Raw genomic sequence first — 15,805 nt, 5'->3', positions numbered from 1 at the left:
TCGGTGGGCGGCGTACGGGGCCTCGTACGACGGGCCGCCCTCGCCCTCATTCATGCCCAGCGGCACCGGCGCGTCAACGGCGCACGGAAGCGCACCGCAGCGCGGTGGCGAACCCGCCCCGTCCGCCCCCCCGGAGCCCGGACTCAGACGCCCTCCACCTGCGTCGGCTGCTGCAGGTCGTCCGCGTGCTCGCCCGTCACCAGGTAGACCACCCGCTTGGCCACCGACACCGCGTGGTCCGCGAAGCGCTCGTAGTAGCGGCCGAGCAGCGTCACGTCCACGGCGGTCTCGATGCCGTGCTTCCAGCGGTCGTCCATCAGGTGCTGGAACAGCGTGCGGTGCAGCTGGTCCATCTCGTCGTCGTCCTGCTCCAGCTGGAGGGCCAGGTCCACGTCCTTGGTGATGATGACCTCGGCCGCCTTCGCCATCAGGCGCTGCGCCAGCTGCCCCATCTCCAGGATCGTCGCGTGCAGGTCCCGCGGCACGGCGCGGTCCGGGAAGCGCAGCCGGGCGAGCTTCGCCACGTGCTGGGCCAGGTCGCCGCTGCGCTCCAGGTCGGCGCTCATCCGCAGCGAGGTGACGACGATGCGCAGGTCGGTGGCGACCGGCTGCTGGCGGGCGAGCAGCGCGATGGCGCGGGCCTCCAGGTCGTGCTGGAGGTCGTCGATCTTCTGGTCGGCGGCGATGACGCTCTCGGCGAGCTTCAGGTCGGCGTCGAGCATGGACGTCGTGGCCCGCCCGATCGCGGAACCGACGAGCCGGGCCATCTCGACCAGACCTTCTCCGATCGAGTCCAGTTCCTCGTGGTACGCGTCGCGCATGTCTCGTGTCCCTCTCTCGACCTGCTGCTGCTCGGTCTACTACTGCTCGGTGCGGTACTGCCTGCCCGGGGGCGGACCCCGGGGCGGGCCGGGGGCGGGCCGGGCGGCCTCTGGCCCCACGGTGCCACGGTGGGAGGGGAACGCGTCCGACTCCGGCACCCCAAGTGAATCAACCCCGTCGCCAGGGTGAACTCTGGGCGACGACTGTTCGAGGTGCCACCCGAACGGCTGTGGAAGTGTCGTCGCGCCTGCTTAACCTGGATGCATGGACGTGAACGCGGCGGTCGCCGCAGCTGCAGCGATCGCCGGTCTGTGCACCGGTGTGATCGCCATGCTGGCGTTCCGCTGGAGCGAGCGCGACCAGGCCCGCCCCACCCGGAGCTCCATGCGCCCCGACATCAACGCGGTACTGCCGCCGGGAGTGGACACCGTACTGTCCGTGCTCCGCTCCTCCGCCGTGGTGCTCGACGAGGGCGACGCCGTGGTCAAGGCTTCCTCCGCCGCCTACGCCCTCGGGCTGGTGCGGGGCGGCAAGCTCGCGGTCGAGCCCATGCTGCACATGGCCCGCGACACCCGCCGGGACGGGGAGATACGGCAGGTCGAACTGGATCTGCCCCGGCGCGGCACCGGCCGCGGCGAGGCCCTGGCGGTCTCCGCGCGCGTCGCCCCGCTGGGCTCCCGCCTGGTGCTGCTGCTGGTGGAGGACCTGACCGAGGCCCGCCGCATCGAGGCCGTACGCCGCGACTTCGTCGCCAACGTCTCGCACGAGCTGAAGACCCCGGTCGGGGCGATCTCCCTGCTCTCCGAGGCCGTCATGGACGCCGCGGACGACCCCGAGGCGGTCAGCCGCTTCGCGGGCCGCATGCAGATCGAGTCCACCCGCCTGATCAACCTCGTGCAGGAGCTCATCGACCTCTCCCGGGTGCAGAACGACGACCCGCTGGAGGACGCCGAGCCCGTCCGCGTCGACACCCTCGTCGCCGAGGCCATCGACCGCTGCCGCCACACGGCCTCCTCCAAGCAGATCACCATGGCCGCCGGCGGCACCGCCGACCTGCGCGTCTGGGGCAACCGCGGGCAGCTCGCCGCCGCCCTCGGCAACCTCGTGGAGAACGCCGTCAACTACAGCCCCGCCCGCACCCGCGTCGGCATAGCCGGCCGCCGGGTCGCCGCGCCCGGCGGGGACCTGATCGAGATCGCCGTGACCGACCAGGGCATCGGCATCCCGGAGAAGGACCGCGAGCGCATCTTCGAGCGCTTCTACCGCGTGGACCCGGCCCGCTCCCGCGCCACGGGAGGCACCGGCCTCGGCCTTGCGATCGTGAAGCACGTGGCCGCCTCGCACGGCGGGGAGGTGTCGGTCTGGAGCTCCGAGGGCCAGGGCTCCACCTTCACCCTGCGGCTGCCCGAGGCCGCGGCGCCCGCCGCGCCGGCCGCCGCCTCCTCCCCGCACGCCCACCCGACACCCGCCTGAACCAGATCCGCCCCAGCCATTCCTGCCCCGGAGGTCCTTCCGTGACCCGAGTGCTCGTCGTCGAGGATGAGGAATCCTTCAGCGACGCCCTGTCCTACATGCTCCGCAAGGAGGGCTTCGAGGTCGCCGTCGCCGCGACCGGCCCCGACGGGCTCGACGAGTTCGAGCGCAACGGCGCCGACCTCGTCCTCCTCGACCTGATGCTCCCCGGGCTGCCCGGCACGGAGGTCTGCCGGCAGCTGCGCGGGCGCTCCAACGTCCCCGTGATCATGGTGACGGCCAAGGACAGCGAGATCGACAAGGTCGTGGGGCTGGAGATAGGAGCCGACGACTACGTCACGAAGCCCTTCTCCTCGCGCGAGCTGGTCGCCCGCATCCGCGCGGTCCTGCGCCGCCGCGGCGAGCCGGAGGAGGTCACCCCGGCGGCGCTGGAGGCCGGCCCGGTACGGATGGACGTGGACCGGCACGTGGTCACCGTCGCCGGAGGGAAGGTGGACCTCCCGCTCAAGGAGTTCGACCTGCTGGAGATGCTGCTGCGCAACGCCGGGCGCGTACTGACCCGTATGCAGCTCATCGACCGGGTCTGGGGCGCCGACTACGTCGGGGACACCAAGACCCTCGACGTGCACGTCAAGCGGCTGCGCGCCAAGATCGAGCCGGACCCGGGCGCCCCGCGCTACCTGGTGACCGTCCGCGGCCTCGGCTACAAGTTCGAGCCGTAGACCGCCCGGACCCCTGACACCGGAAGGGCCCCCGTCCGCTGCTGCGGACGGGGGCCCTTCCCGTATGCGTACGTGTACGGCGCCCTGCGCGCCGGGCGTCAGTGACCCGCGGCGTGCGAGGCGGAGCCCGACGGGGAACCGGCCGGCGAGCCGGAGGCGGAACCGGAGGGCGCGCCCGCGGGCGAACCGGAGGCACCGGACGAGGGGGAGGCGGCGGGGGAGCCCGACGGCGCGCCCGAGGGGGAGCCGGAGGGGCTGGTGCCGACGGCCGGGGAGGCCGCGGCGGAGGGCCCGAAGCCCGCGTACATGCCGGCGCCCGGGACCACGAACGCCTGGAGCTCGACGCCGCCGGTGCTGCTCAGCTGGAAGACGACCTTCTGCACGTCGCCGTTCTTCGCTGCCTCGGCGCCGTTCTCGATCGAGGCGGAGGCATTGCCCTTGCCGCCGACGACCACGGAACCGCCGGCCGGGATCGTGATCTTGCCGGAGCCGCCCTCGGCGGGCTTCAGCAGGACCTTGCCCTTGCCATCCGCAAGAGTGATGGCGTCAAGGGTCTGCGGCGTGCTGCCGTTGTTGAAGACGGTCGCCGACACGACGGCCGGGCCCTTCTTGTCCTTCTCGCCCTGGGTGATCACCAGTGCGTTCTGGATCTCGATGTCGCCCTTGGTGACGGCGGCGTTGTCCGGCTTGATCTGGAGAGTCTGCGCGTCGTTGCCCGCACCGCACGCGGCCAGCGAGGCGATCGAGAACACGACGGCGGTGGCGGCGAGGGCGCCGCGTCGAAGGCTGCGGCTCACGGCGGCGGCAACTCCTTGGACGAACGGAAGGGGAGGTCGGGCTCCCCCGGAACGGCCGAGGTGAAAGCCGCTCCAAGGGTGTGTCAGCGGGCTTAGGTTACCGAGCCGCCACCCCGCCCCCGCACCCGACCCTCCGCAGCGCGGCCGCCGCCCTGGGGCTCTCGTGATCTCGCATTCCGCCCGCGCCGCGGCCCGGCGGTCCGGCGGGTGCCGTTCCGGCGGCGTTCACCTCGCCGATCATGTGCCGCCCGCATATCGCCGCCGGAGCGGTCGTTGATCAATTCCGGGATTCCCTCGAACGCCACTTCGTGATCAATTCGGGGATTGGGCCGGAACCCGCCGCGTGAGATGCGTCGCCAGCCGAACGGAGCAGTTCGGTTTCGCGACTCTCAACCCGGCAAAACGGGACGTACGTCACACCGATGGGGGTGCCGGACAGGTGTAGCGTGGCCCTTTCGCCCGGTCCGCGCAGCGCCCCCGACCTGCGAATACCCTCTTCCGGAAGCCTTCCGCAGCACGTTCCTGTCTGTGTTGTCAAGCCCCGAGATGTGCCCTGACCTGCGAAAACGCCATTCATAACAGTCAGTTCTCGTGTTACCCTGGATAGCCACGGAAGGGGTACCTGTCACATGACGTTCAAGGTTGGCGACACCGTGGTCTATCCCCATCACGGGGCCGCGCTGATCGAGGCCATTGAGACTCGTCAGATCAAAGGCGTGGACAAGACCTACTTGGTGCTCAAGGTCGCCCAGGGCGACCTGACGGTTCGTGTGCCTGCGGACAATGCGGAGTTCGTCGGCGTTCGCGACGTAGTCGGCCAGGACGGGCTGGACCGGGTCTTCGAGGTGCTGCGCGCACCGTATGCAGAAGAGCCGACGAACTGGTCCCGGCGCTACAAGGCAAATCTGGAGAAGCTCGCTTCTGGCGATGTCATCAAGGTCGCCGAAGTGGTGCGTGACCTGTGGCGTCGTGAGCGCGAGCGCGGGCTCTCCGCGGGTGAGAAGCGCATGCTCGCGAAGGCGCGCCAGATCCTGGTCAGCGAGCTCGCGCTCGCTGAGAACACGAACGAGGACAAGGCCGAGGCCCTCCTCGACGAGGTGCTCGCGTCCTGACGCGATCCCTTGTGCACAGTGTCTGCGCACCTGATGTCCGCGCACACGAGGTGCACAGCTTGCCGCGGTGCCCGATGACACGGTCTCCCCTCCCAGGGGGGCCTGTTGCCGGGCGCTGCGGCATGTCTGTATCCCCGTACCCGGAATCCCCGTACCCGGAATCCCCGCACCCGGAGCTGTCCGGGTTCCTGAGATCCCCGCATCCTGACCGTCACGCCGCGCGCATACCCCCTGCCGTCTCCTCCACACCCCACGGCCGCCCCCGCGGTGGCGTGCCGGGTCCGGGCAGCCTGCTCGTCCAGACGTCACGGAAGGGGCGAGGGGCATCGCACCCGGCACCCTTCAGCCCATACCCATGTCGGCCGAAGTCACAAACCTGGCTCGGAGCTCCTGATGTCTGACGTTACGCGCCCCCACCGCACCGCCGCGGTGATCCCGGCCGCCGGCCGCGGGGTACGCCTCGGGCCCGGTGCCCCCAAGGCCCTGCGCGGCCTCGGCGGCACGCCCATGCTCGTCCACGCCGTCCGCGCGATGGCCCGCTCCCGCGCGGTCTCCGTCGTCGTGGTGGTCGCCCCGCCCGCCGACGCCGCCGAGGTGCGCCTGCTGCTGGGCGAGCACGCCCTGCCGGAGCGCACCGAGGTGCTGGTGGTCCCCGGCGGCGACACCCGCCAGGACTCCGTACGCGCCGGGCTGGACGCGCTGCCGCAGGACATCACCTCCGTCCTCATCCACGACGCGGCCCGCCCGCTCGTCCCCGTCGACACCGTGGACTCCGTCGTCGAGGCCGTCCGCGACGGCGCCCGCGCCGTCGTGCCCGCGCTGCCGCTGGCCGACACCGTCAAGGAGGTCGAGCCGGGCAAGCCGGGCGAGCCCGAGCCGGTGGTGGCCACCCCCGAGCGGGCCCGGCTGCGCGCCGTGCAGACCCCGCAGGGCTTCGACCTCGCCACGCTCCTCAAGGCCCACGCCGCGATCGCCGTCGACGGCGAGGGCGCCACCGACGACGCCGGCATGGTGGAGCGGCTCGGCGTCCCGGTCCTGGTGATCCCGGGCCACGAGGAGGCGTTCAAGGTCACCCGTCCGCTCGACCTGGTCCTCGCCGAGGCCGTACTCGCCCGCAGGAGGGCCACCGATGCCTACTGATCCCGCCGCGCCGCTCCTTCCCCTCGTGGGGATCGGCACCGACGTGCACGCCTTCGAGACCGGCCGCGAGCTGTGGTGCGCCGGCCTGCTGTGGGAGGGGGAGGACGGCCTCGCCGGGCACTCCGACGGCGATGTCGCCGCCCACGCCGCCTGCGACGCCCTGTTCTCCGCCGCCGGCGTGGGCGACCTCGGCGCGCACTTCGGCACCTCCCGCCCCGAGTGGTCCGGTGCCGCGGGGGTCACGCTGCTCGCGGAGGCCGCCCGTATCGTCCGCGCCGAGGGCTTCGAGATCGGCAATGTCGCCATCCAGGTGATCGGCGTACGCCCGAAGATCGGCAAGCGGCGCGAAGAGGCGCAGAAGGCGCTCGCCGCCGCGGTGGGCGCCCCCGTCTCCGTCTCGGGCACCACCACCGACGGACTGGGGCTGACCGGCCGGGCCGAGGGGCTCGCGGCGATCGCCACGGCGCTCGTGTACCGGACGAACCGGGGCTGAACGCCCCCGGCGGCTCCCGGTCTCCCGCAACAAAGCCGCCCCGCGCCCCCGAAAGGGTCGCGGGGCACTGCCGCAGGCGCACTACCCTGGTTGCCGTGACTATTCGCCTGTACGACACCAGCGCCCGGCAGATCCGCGACTTCACCCCGCTCGTTGCGGGCTGTGTCTCGATCTACCTCTGTGGTGCGACCGTTCAGGCCGCCCCGCACATCGGGCACATCCGGTCCGGCCTCAACTTCGACATGATGCGCCGCTGGTTCGCCTACCGGGGCTACGACGTCACCTTCATCCGCAACGTCACGGACATCGACGACAAGATCATCTCGAAGTCCGCGGAACAGCGCCGCCCGTGGTGGTCCATCGGCTACGAGAACGAGCGCGCCTTCAACGACGGCTACACCGCCCTCGGCTGCCTCCCGCCCACCTACGAGCCGCGCGCCACCGGCCATGTCACCGAGATGGTCGAGATGATGCGCGGCCTCATCGAGCGCGGCCACGCCTACGAGTCCGAGGGCAACGTCTACTTCGACGTGAAGTCCTTCCCGGGCTACCTCTCGCTCTCCCGGCAGGAGCTCGACAACATCCGCCAGCCGGAGAGCACCGGCGAGACCGGCAAGCGCGACGCCCGCGACTTCGCCATGTGGAAGTCCGCCAAGCCCGGCGAGCCCTCCTGGGAGACCCCCTGGGGCCGCGGCCGTCCCGGCTGGCACCTGGAATGCTCCGCCATGGCGCACAAGTACCTGGGCGAGGCGTTCGACATCCACGGCGGCGGGCTCGACCTGATCTTCCCGCACCACGAGAACGAGATCGCCCAGGCCAAGGCGTTCGGCGACGAGTTCGCGAAGTTCTGGGTGCACAACGCCTGGGTGACCATGGCCGGCGAGAAGATGTCCAAGTCCCTCGGGAACTCGGTCCTCGTCTCCGAGATGGTCAAGCAGTGGCGCCCGATCGTCCTGCGCTACTACCTGGGCACCCCGCACTACCGGTCGATGATCGAGTACAGCGTGGAGGCGCTGCGGGAGGCCGAGTCGGCCTTCGCCCGCATCGAGGGCTTCTACCAGCGCGTCGTCGAGAAGGCCGGCGGCCCGGTCGAGGCGGCGAAGGAGGTCCCGCCCGCCTTCGCCGAGGCCATGGACGACGACCTGGGCGTCCCGCAGGCGCTCGCCATCGTCCACACCACCGTCCGCCAGGGCAACAGCGCGCTGGCCGCCGACGACAAGGACGAGGCCATCGCCCGGCTCTCGGAGGTACGCGCCATGCTGGGCGTGCTCGGCCTGGACCCGCTCGACCCGCAGTGGGCCGAGGAGACCGACCGGGGCGAGGACCTGCACGGCGCGGTGGACACCCTCGTACGGCTGGTCCTGGAGCAGCGCGAGTCCGCGCGGGCCCGCAAGGACTGGGCCACCGCCGACGCCATCCGCGACCAGCTCCAGCAGTCCGGCCTGGTGATCGAGGACGGCCCGGCGGGTCCCCGCTGGACGCTCGGCCCGCGCTGAGCCGCGGCGCCCGGAGCAGTCCGACTGTGCCGCCCGGCCTTCCGGGCGGCACACTCTTCATACGTACTTATCGCAGCATCAACGAAAACAGGTAGAGGTCATGGCCGGGAACAGCCAGCGCAGGAACCGCCGCACGTCCAACAAGAAGGGCGCGACGGTCGGCAGCGGTGGCCAGCGGCGCAAGGGCCTGGAGGGCAAGGGCCCCACGCCCAAGGCCGAGGACCGCAAGAAGCACAAGGCGAACCGCATCGCCAACGCCATGGCCCGCCAGGCGGCCAAGCGCCGCCCGGCCCCCCGCCGCGGCGGCCCCAAGGGCACCAGCGAGATGGTCGTCGGCCGCAACCCGGTCTTCGAGGCGCTGCGCGACGGCGTCCCCGCCACCACCCTCTACGTCCAGCAGTTCATCGACAACGACGAGCGCGTCCGCGAGGCGCTCCAGCTCGCCGGCGAGCGCGGCAACATCAACCTGATGGAGGCCCCGCGCCCCGAGCTCGACCGGATGACCAACGGGCTCAACCACCAGGGCCTGGTCCTCCAGGTCCCGCCGTACGAGTACGCGCACCCCGAGGACCTGACCGACGCGGCCTACGACAACGGCGAGGACCCGCTGATCGTCGCCCTCGACGGGGTCACCGACCCGCGCAACCTCGGTGCGATCGTCCGCTCCGTCTCCGCCTTCGGCGGCCACGGCGTGGTCATCCCCGAGCGCCGCGCCGCCGGCATGACCGCCGGTGCCTGGAAGTCCTCGGCCGGCACGGCCGCCCGTACCCCGGTCTCGCGCGTCACCAACCTGACCCGCGCCCTGCAGGAGTACAAGAAGGCCGGTATCGCGGTCGTGGGCCTCGCCGCCGAGGGCACGCACGAGGTGCAGGACCTGGAGGCGCTGGGCGGCCCGGTCGTCATCGTGGTCGGCTCCGAGGGCAAGGGTCTCGGCCGGCTCGTCGGCGAGAACTGCGACTTCCTCGTGCGCATCCCGATGCCGGGCGGCGCCGAGTCGCTGAACGCCGGTGTCGCCGCGGGCGTCGTGCTGTACGAGGCGGCCCGCCGCCGGGCGACGCAGCCGCGTACCTGAGGCCGCGGGGGCCGAGGGGGCTGCGGAGGCTCCTGAGGCCCCTGAGGCCCCTGAGGCCGCTGTGGCCGCCGGGGCCCCTGGGGTTTCCGGGCCCCGGAGCTCTGCCGAACGGCCTACGGACCGTGACCCGTGAGCGTGCCACCCCGCCCCTTCCGGGCGGGGTGGCTTGATCTTGACGGGTCTCGGACAGATCCCCGGAGTCAAGGCAGTGTCCTAAACACTGATCACTCGGTTAGATGAGTGTGGACACCAGAACGTCAGGGTTCGACGACCAGCCCGCGCTGAGCATGGTCAAGGTGCCGTGCGACCCCGCACAGGTCATCGTCAACCACGCCAGCTTCCGTGTGCGGCTCGCACCGAGCCCGAGCGCGCGTTCCAAGCCCGCGAGGGCCCCCGGCCGCGCGCCCGTCCTGGGCGGCGCCGTGGTGGCCGCCGCCGGGGCCACCCGCCGCCGCGCCCCCGTGGTGTGGAGCGGCAAGTCCGACACCGGCGACGCCGCCGCGGCCATGGGCGGCCTGCTCCAGGCCGTACGGGAATCCGGGCGCGGCCACGACGCCTACGACGAGGGCGCCACCGGCGCCACCCAGGTCATCCCGCGCGTCGGCCTGGCCCACGACCTCGGCGAGGACACCGTGGCCACGCCGACCGTCGTCGGCCAGCGCAGCTACGGGGACCCGAGCGAGACGCGCCCGCTGGCCGCCGTACGGGACCTGCCGTACGAGGAGCCGCCCGGCGCCGGGCCCGGCGCGGACCCGCGGCGGGCGCCGGCCGACTCGCGCGGGCAAGCCTCCTACTACCCGGGCCGCCGGATGAACCTGGGCGTCGTGCTGCTCCCGCTGCGCGTCTTCCTCGGGTTCATCTCCATCTACGCCGGCATGGGCAAGCTGTGCGACCCCGTCTACTTCGACGGCGGCGAGCGCGGCTCCATGGTCACCTGGCTGCACACCCTCAGCCCCTGGGCGCTCGCCGAGCCGCTGCGCGACTTCGCGCTGGCGCACCCGGTGGGCGCGGGGCTCAGCGTGGCCTTCCTCCAGGTCCTGGTGGGCGTGCTGACGGTGTTCGGCCTGTGGCAGCGGTTCGCCGCCTGCATCGGGGCGCTGCTGTCCGCCGCGCTGCTGATGACCGTGAGCTGGAAGACCGTACCGGCGTACGACGCGCCCGACATCATCTACCTCGCCGCCTGGAGCCCGCTGATCATCGCGGGCGCCCCCGTCTACTCCCTCGACGGGCGCCTGGCCGGCGAGGCGTGGCGGACCCTCGGGCCGCGCTCGGAGATCGGGCAGCTGCGGCGGCGCGTGCTGCGGCGCGGGGCCGTCATGGCCACCGTCGTCTGCGGGCTCACCCTGCTCGTCGGCTCGCTGCTCGGCGGGGCCGTCCGGTCCACCACCGTGGTCACCGTGCCCGGACCGGGCGAGGCCCCGAGCAACTACCTGCCCGGCCGCCCGCTGCCGAAGGAGCCCGCCCGGCAGCAGCCCGCGCAGCCGCAGCCGCAGCAGCCGACCCGGCAGGCGTCGCCGTCGGCCTCGCCGTCCGAGCCCGCCGCGAAGTCGGGCAAGACGGCGTCGGGGGCCCCGCCGCGCGAGAGCGCCGGTACGAAGTCCCAGTCCCCGGCGGCGACCCGGGGGGCGACCAGCGGCCAGCAGACCCCGCGCAGCACCCCGCGGCAGTCGACGGCGCCGAAGGCACCGTCCTCCTCGTCGGGGGGTACGCGGGGCAGCGGGACGGCGTCGAAGCAGCCCGGGCTGATCGGGGGGCTGATCGGGGGCTGAGCCGGCCCGGCGCGGAACACGAGGGCCCGGTACGCGGATCGCGTACCGGGCCCTTTTGCGTGCGGGGGTGCGGGGGCGCGAGGCTCGGGGGTGCGGGGGCGGTTCCGGGCGCGGGGGTTCCCGTAGGCGGGCCGGGGTTCTCGTAGACGGGGGTTCGTGGGCGGGCGCTCGCGGGGCGTCAGGTGCCCGTCTGGGAGGCCAACTCCCGTGCCGCCTCGGTGAGGTCCTTCGCGGTGTCGATGGCCCGCCAGTAGGCGCCCTGGGGCAGCGGGTAGCCCGCCAGCCGCCGCTCGCGGGCCAGCCGCGGGAAGGTGGTGCGCTCGTGGTCCCCGAAGTCCGGGAGCAGCGCGGCGAATTCGGGCCCGAAGACGTACACCCCGGCGTTGACCGGATAGGGGGACTGCGGGGCCTCGATGAAGTCCAGTACGTGGCCGAACTCGTTGGTCTCCACCACCCCCCACGGGATCCGCGGCCGGGCCAGCGCGAGCGTGGCGACGGCGCCGCGCTCGGCGTGGAAGGCCGCCATGTCGCGCAGCGGGAAGCGGGTCCACACATCGCCGTTGGTGGCGTACCAGGCGGCCCCGGGGGAGGGGAGATGGCGGGCGGCGTACTTGAGGCCGCCGCCGCGCCCCAGCGGCTCCTCCTCGACCACCGTGGTGACGCGCAGCGGCAGCGGTGTCCCGGCCAGCCACTCCTGGAGCACGGGCGCGAGGTGCCCGCAGGACACCACGGCGTCGGTGACGCCCTCGGCGGCGAGCCAGGCCAGCTGATGGCCGATGATCGGCAGCCCGGTCCCGGGGATCTCGACCATCGGCTTCGGACGATCGTCGGTGTACGGGCGCAGCCGCGACCCCTGGCCGCCCGCCAGGACGACGGCCTGGGTGGGAGCGGCGGGGAACGCGGCTGCGGAGGGGGCGGGTCGGGCGGATCGGGCGGGCCGGTGGTCGTCGGTCATGACGGCCAGCGTAGGGACGCGGCCCGGGTCAGCCCATGGAGGCGACGCCGGAGGCGTACGAGGTGTCGCAGACGGGGCGGGCGAAGGACTGGGCCTTCGTGGGCCCGTACGCCTCGACGGCGGCGCGGCCGAGGGCGCGGGCGATGCCCACGCAGTGCTCGGCGAGCGACGGCCGGCGGTTCACCTCCTGCTGGAGGTGGGTCAGTACGTCGTCCGGCGCCTGCCCCTCCTGCAGTTCGCCGACGAGCTTGGTGCGCAGCGTCTCGTGGGCGGCGAGGGGCTTGGCGGGGGCGGAGACGCCCTCGGCGGAGGCGGTCACGAGCTGGGAGGAGGAGGTGTCCGCCCAGGGGACCATCGTGACCGCGAGCGTCCCGGACAGGACCAGGACGACGGGCAGGACCAGGGCGAGGGAACGGCCGATACGGCGGGCAGATTGGGTCACGAGGGCGAGAGTAGCGCTCGGTGAAGTTTTGGAGACAATTAGTCACTCTGTCGGGGGATGGTTCGACGTGGTTTTTCGAATATGGGGTTGACGCCTCCGCCCGAATGGCCGGGTCTGCCGGGGTTCCTGACGACGGCGGCCACCGCCGCCCCGGGCAACGCACGCCGCAGGGGCGCCCCTTGACGGGACGCCCCTGCGAACTGCTGCTGCTGTCGCGGTCAGTCGGACAGGCGCTGTCCGGTGGAGGTCGAGAAGACGTGGATCTCGCCGGTGCGCGGCACCACGTGCAGGGTGGAGCCCTTCTCCGGCACCTGGCGGCCGCCCACGCGGACCACGAGGTCCTGGGTGCCCTCGGCCTCGGTGGCGGAGGTGGAGCCGTAGACGTAGCCGTCCGCGCCCAGTTCCTCGACCACGTTGACGACGACGGTGAGGCCGCCGCTCTCGGCGAGGTCGAAGTGCTCGGGGCGCACGCCGACGGTGACGGTACGGTCGCCCGCGTCGGCGGCGGCGGACAGCGCCTCGCGGGACACCGGGACGACGCTGTCGCCGAACTTCACGCCGCCGTCGGTGATCGGGACCTCGACCAGGTTCATGGCCGGGGAGCCGATGAAGCCGGCGACGAAGAGGTTGGCGGGGCGGTCGTACATGTTGCGCGGGGTGTCGACCTGCTGGAGCAGACCGTCCTTGAGGACCGCCACGCGGTCGCCCATGGTCATGGCCTCGACCTGGTCGTGGGTGACGTACACGGTGGTGATGCCGAGGCGGCGCTGGAGCGAGGCGATCTGCGTACGGGTGGACACGCGGAGCTTGGCGTCCAGGTTCGACAGCGGCTCGTCCATGAGGAAGACCTGCGGCTGGCGGACGATGGCGCGGCCCATGGCGACGCGCTGGCGCTGGCCGCCGGAGAGGGCCTTGGGCTTGCGGTCGAGGTACGGCTCCAGGTCGAGGATCTGCGCTGCTTCCTCGACCTTCTTGCGGATGGTGGCCTTGTCCACGCCGGCGATCTTGAGCGCGAAGCCCATGTTGTCGGCGACGGTCATGTGGGGGTAGAGCGCGTAGTTCTGGAACACCATGGCGATGTCCCGGTCCTTGGGCGGCAGGTGGGTGACGTCGCGGTCACCGATGCGGATGGCGCCGCCGTTGACGTCCTCCAGGCCGGCGAGCATGCGCAGCGAGGTGGACTTGCCGCAGCCGGAGGGCCCGACGAGGACGAGGAACTCGCCGTCCTCGATCTCCAGCTCCAGCTGGTCGACGGCGGGCTTGTCGCCGCCCGGGTAGAGGCGGGTCGCCTTGTCGAAGGTGACAGAAGCCATGGTGATGAATCCCTTCTACCGGCAGGAACGTGCCGGACGATCCGAGTGGAAGGTCTAGTCCAGAATCGAACTCCGCCCGACGCTACCCTCCGGGCCCGGTCCTGTCAGTACTGCGGGGCGGTGACTTCGGACTCTGTGGGGCTGGGCGGGGGGACGGAACTTCTTCGCGGCCGCACTGGACGGCTGTGTAGAGTGATGACGGCTTCGCTCGCCGTACGCGCGAACGGACCACGCCTCCTTAGCTCAGTCCGGCCAGAGCAACGCACTTGTAATGCGTAGGTCGTCGGTTCGAATCCGACAGGGGGCTCCGGTGGATAGCGGCAGGTCAGAGGCCGCATAGCAATGGGCCCACGGAAGATCATCCCGGGGGCCCATACACATTCCGTACACGCTGCTCTGATCACCCAGAGGGCATGAGCGGCGCATCCCGCAGCGCCAGTGCGACCTTTCGGCCTACGTCGAGCGCGTCAGCCACCTCGTCGAGGCGGTCCGGGAACAGGTGCCCATACACGTTCAGCGTCATGGCCGCGTCCTTATGGCCGAGCATCAGCTGGACGACCTTCACGTCCGCGCCGGCCGCGATGGCCAGCGAGGCGGCCGTGTGCCGCAACTTGTGGGGCGTGATGCCCATGCCCGTCAGGCCGGCCGCCTTCACGGCCGGATCGAAGACGCGGCTCCGGAAGTTGTTGTACCGCAGAGGCCCGCCCTCGGGTGCCGCGAACAGCAGGTCACCCTGCCCTCTGCCACTGGCCAGCGTGCCCAGCTCGTCGGCGAACGACCGGGGGAGCGGCACGGACCGCTTCTCGTGGTTCTTCACCGGCCCCAGGGCCAGCACGCCCTTCACGTCCGTGTAGTTCTGCACGATCCGGATCCGCCGCTTCGGCACCAGCAGCCGGCCCGTCTTGATGGCCGACGCCTCCGCCCAGCGGATCCCGCAGTACCCGAGCGTCAGGATCAGCAGCCGGTACTCGCCTGCCGCCGCGGCCAGGGCCTCGAGCTGGTCATAGGTGAGGTAGACGTGCTCGTCTTCTTCGTCGGGCCGCGGCAGGTCGTGGTCGTGGCAGGGGCTCGTCGAGATCCGCTTCGAGAACACCGCGTGCTTCATCGTCATCGACAGCACCCGGTACGTCTTGATCACGCGCTGGGCGCCGAGGACACGCCCGGACTTCCCCGGCTGCGTACACAGCTCGGTCAGCCACTCAGAGACGTCCTCCCACTGGATGGCCGCGACCTGCCAGTCGCCCCACTTCGGGATCACGTAGTTGTCGAGGATCTCCCGATAGTCATGCTTCGTGGTCCGGCCGATCTTCCGCTTGGACCCGAACCACTCCTCAGCCACGACCTTGACCGCGGCCTTCCCCGACTTCGGGTCCCGGTACGAGCCCTTGTCCAGCCGCGCCGTAATCGCGTGCACCTCGGCCTCGGCCTGCGGCAGCTTCTGGAACGTCAGCGCCTTCGGCTTGCCGTCCGGCCCGTACCAGCGGACCCGCCACCGGCCCGGCGGCTGCCGCTTCGACCCCTCACGCTTCGCGGCCTGCCACTTCTCGAAGGCATCCCGGTAGTCGGCGTGCTTCTCCCGGTCCTCGATCCAGACCCTAGCCATCCGACTCCCCCGGCTCCTTGAGCTGCGCTACCACCTCTCCGAGGTCGCCGGCCGGGAGGAGGGCCTGCACGTCTCGCCATGCCCTGCGATGGCGCGGCGGCCGGGCGTACAGGTCGAAGTCGAGCAAGGCGTCGAGGTTGCCGGGTTCAACGTGAAGGGGTCGCTTGCCGTCGACCCAGTCCCAGGCCGTGTCCGCGCCGACCGCACCCACTCCGGTGATGTCGATGGAGTCGGTCGGACCGTCCACGAGAGGCAGGAGCAGAGCGGAAGGGTTCACCTGCAGGACCGCAGCGAGGGCGACCAGCTCGTCGGTCGTCACGTGGCGCTCGGCCTTCTCCATCCGGATGATGCCGGAGGGTGAGAGGCTCCGACCGCGAGCCTCCAAAGCCGCTGACAGTTGCCGGGTGCTGAGGCCACGCACCTTTCGCAGGCGGGTGAGGTTGTGGGCCACCGTCTCGCCGGTGGGGCCCATCTCGATTGCGCGGCGCCCGTACTGCTGGTCAGTCATGCAGACCACTCTATGCAGCACCGCCGGCCTTGCGTATCGGCTGGTATGGGTTACCATCTCGTTCATGCGTATCAGCTTAGATGCGCAT

At 71.8% G+C, this 15,805-nt stretch carries 15 protein-coding genes and 1 tRNA gene; 9 read left to right on the top strand and 7 right to left on the bottom strand.

Annotated elements, in window-relative coordinates; genetic code table 11:
- Window positions 1-143: 143 nt before the first annotated feature.
- A complete protein-coding gene (gene phoU, locus ABZ873_RS15740) occupies window positions 144-821 on the bottom strand; it encodes a phosphate signaling complex protein PhoU (protein WP_360871146.1) in 678 nt (225 codons plus the stop codon).
- 265 nt (window positions 822-1,086) lie between these two features.
- Between phoU and ABZ873_RS15735 the strand changes: the two genes are divergently transcribed.
- Both ABZ873_RS15735 and ABZ873_RS15730 read left to right on the top strand, forming a co-directional pair.
- Window positions 1,087-2,295: an ATP-binding protein gene (locus ABZ873_RS15735; RefSeq protein WP_360871143.1), complete on the top strand. Its 1,209-nt coding sequence runs from the start codon at window positions 1,087-1,089 to the stop codon at window positions 2,293-2,295.
- A gap of 41 nt (window positions 2,296-2,336) precedes the next feature.
- On the top strand, window positions 2,337-3,017 hold the full coding sequence (locus ABZ873_RS15730; RefSeq protein WP_015035162.1) for a response regulator transcription factor: 681 nt from the start codon (window positions 2,337-2,339) through the stop codon (window positions 3,015-3,017).
- 98 nt (window positions 3,018-3,115) lie between these two features.
- On the opposite strand, the gene ABZ873_RS15725 is transcribed toward ABZ873_RS15730, so the two are convergent.
- On the bottom strand, window positions 3,116-3,814 hold the full coding sequence (locus ABZ873_RS15725) for a DUF461 domain-containing protein (protein ID WP_360871140.1): 699 nt from the start codon (window positions 3,812-3,814) through the stop codon (window positions 3,116-3,118).
- A gap of 629 nt (window positions 3,815-4,443) precedes the next feature.
- Between ABZ873_RS15725 and ABZ873_RS15720 the strand changes: the two genes are divergently transcribed.
- From ABZ873_RS15720 to ABZ873_RS15695, 6 genes are all read left to right on the top strand, one after another.
- A complete protein-coding gene (locus ABZ873_RS15720; protein ID WP_003953493.1) occupies window positions 4,444-4,926 on the top strand; it encodes a CarD family transcriptional regulator in 483 nt (160 codons plus the stop codon).
- A 393-nt stretch (window positions 4,927-5,319) separates the two neighbouring features.
- Window positions 5,320-6,066: a 2-C-methyl-D-erythritol 4-phosphate cytidylyltransferase gene (gene ispD, locus ABZ873_RS15715; protein ID WP_360871137.1), complete on the top strand. Its 747-nt coding sequence runs from the start codon at window positions 5,320-5,322 to the stop codon at window positions 6,064-6,066.
- Window positions 6,056-6,559, top strand: coding sequence for a 2-C-methyl-D-erythritol 2,4-cyclodiphosphate synthase (ispF, locus tag ABZ873_RS15710; protein ID WP_360871134.1), 504 nt, complete (start codon window positions 6,056-6,058; stop codon window positions 6,557-6,559). The genes ispD and ispF overlap by 11 nt, the downstream gene beginning before the upstream one ends.
- A gap of 95 nt (window positions 6,560-6,654) precedes the next feature.
- Window positions 6,655-8,055, top strand: a complete 1,401-nt coding sequence (gene cysS / locus ABZ873_RS15705; protein ID WP_360871131.1) for a cysteine--tRNA ligase — start codon at window positions 6,655-6,657, stop codon at window positions 8,053-8,055.
- A 100-nt stretch (window positions 8,056-8,155) separates the two neighbouring features.
- Window positions 8,156-9,127: a 23S rRNA (guanosine(2251)-2'-O)-methyltransferase RlmB gene (gene rlmB / locus ABZ873_RS15700; protein ID WP_360871128.1), complete on the top strand. Its 972-nt coding sequence runs from the start codon at window positions 8,156-8,158 to the stop codon at window positions 9,125-9,127.
- 236 nt (window positions 9,128-9,363) lie between these two features.
- Window positions 9,364-10,896, top strand: a complete 1,533-nt coding sequence (locus ABZ873_RS15695; RefSeq protein ID WP_360871125.1) for a DoxX family protein — start codon at window positions 9,364-9,366, stop codon at window positions 10,894-10,896.
- 178 nt (window positions 10,897-11,074) lie between these two features.
- Here ABZ873_RS15695 and ABZ873_RS15690 read toward each other — a convergent pair whose 3' ends face one another.
- From ABZ873_RS15690 to ugpC, 3 genes are all read right to left on the bottom strand, one after another.
- Complete coding sequence (locus tag ABZ873_RS15690; RefSeq protein ID WP_360871122.1) at window positions 11,075-11,851, bottom strand: nucleotidyltransferase family protein; 777 nt, start codon at window positions 11,849-11,851, stop codon at window positions 11,075-11,077.
- A gap of 28 nt (window positions 11,852-11,879) precedes the next feature.
- Window positions 11,880-12,293 carry a hypothetical protein gene (locus ABZ873_RS15685; protein ID WP_360871119.1) on the bottom strand — a complete coding sequence of 138 codons (414 nt, stop codon included), beginning with the start codon at window positions 12,291-12,293 and terminating at the stop codon, window positions 11,880-11,882.
- A gap of 218 nt (window positions 12,294-12,511) precedes the next feature.
- Complete coding sequence (gene ugpC / locus ABZ873_RS15680; protein WP_360871117.1) at window positions 12,512-13,606, bottom strand: sn-glycerol-3-phosphate ABC transporter ATP-binding protein UgpC; 1,095 nt, start codon at window positions 13,604-13,606, stop codon at window positions 12,512-12,514.
- Window positions 13,607-13,838: 232 nt separating this feature from the next.
- Here ugpC and ABZ873_RS15675 point away from each other — a divergent pair.
- Window positions 13,839-13,913, top strand: a tRNA-Thr gene (locus tag ABZ873_RS15675).
- 93 nt (window positions 13,914-14,006) lie between these two features.
- Here ABZ873_RS15675 and ABZ873_RS15670 read toward each other — a convergent pair.
- Entirely contained in the window at window positions 14,007-15,209 is a 1,203-nt protein-coding gene (locus ABZ873_RS15670) for a tyrosine-type recombinase/integrase (protein WP_360871114.1), read from the bottom strand.
- A complete protein-coding gene (locus ABZ873_RS15665; protein WP_360871112.1) occupies window positions 15,202-15,717 on the bottom strand; it encodes a helix-turn-helix transcriptional regulator in 516 nt (171 codons plus the stop codon). Before ABZ873_RS15665 ends, ABZ873_RS15670 begins: the two co-directional genes overlap by 8 nt.
- Window positions 15,718-15,805: the final 88 nt, after the last annotated feature.

The organism is Streptomyces sp. NPDC047014, from assembly GCF_040644195.1.
GTDB lineage: Bacteria > Actinomycetota > Actinomycetes > Streptomycetales > Streptomycetaceae > Streptomyces.
This window is presented reverse-complemented; position numbering and strand designations above follow the sequence as displayed.

Coding starts and splice junctions, on each gene's coding strand:
- phoU (WP_360871146.1), bottom strand. CDS start 821: ATGCGCGACGCGTACCACGAGGAACTGGACTCGATCGGAGAAGGTCTG.
- ABZ873_RS15735 (WP_360871143.1), top strand. CDS start 1,087: ATGGACGTGAACGCGGCGGTCGCCGCAGCTGCAGCGATCGCCGGTCTG.
- ABZ873_RS15720 (WP_003953493.1), top strand. CDS start 4,444: ATGACGTTCAAGGTTGGCGACACCGTGGTCTATCCCCATCACGGGGCC.
- ispD (WP_360871137.1), top strand. CDS start 5,320: ATGTCTGACGTTACGCGCCCCCACCGCACCGCCGCGGTGATCCCGGCC.
- ispF (WP_360871134.1), top strand. CDS start 6,056: ATGCCTACTGATCCCGCCGCGCCGCTCCTTCCCCTCGTGGGGATCGGC.
- rlmB (WP_360871128.1), top strand. CDS start 8,156: ATGGCCGGGAACAGCCAGCGCAGGAACCGCCGCACGTCCAACAAGAAG.
- ABZ873_RS15695 (WP_360871125.1), top strand. CDS start 9,364: ATGAGTGTGGACACCAGAACGTCAGGGTTCGACGACCAGCCCGCGCTG.
- ABZ873_RS15690 (WP_360871122.1), bottom strand. CDS start 11,851: ATGACCGACGACCACCGGCCCGCCCGATCCGCCCGACCCGCCCCCTCC.
- ugpC (WP_360871117.1), bottom strand. CDS start 13,606: ATGGCTTCTGTCACCTTCGACAAGGCGACCCGCCTCTACCCGGGCGGC.
- ABZ873_RS15670 (WP_360871114.1), bottom strand. CDS start 15,209: ATGGCTAGGGTCTGGATCGAGGACCGGGAGAAGCACGCCGACTACCGG.
- ABZ873_RS15665 (WP_360871112.1), bottom strand. CDS start 15,717: ATGACTGACCAGCAGTACGGGCGCCGCGCAATCGAGATGGGCCCCACC.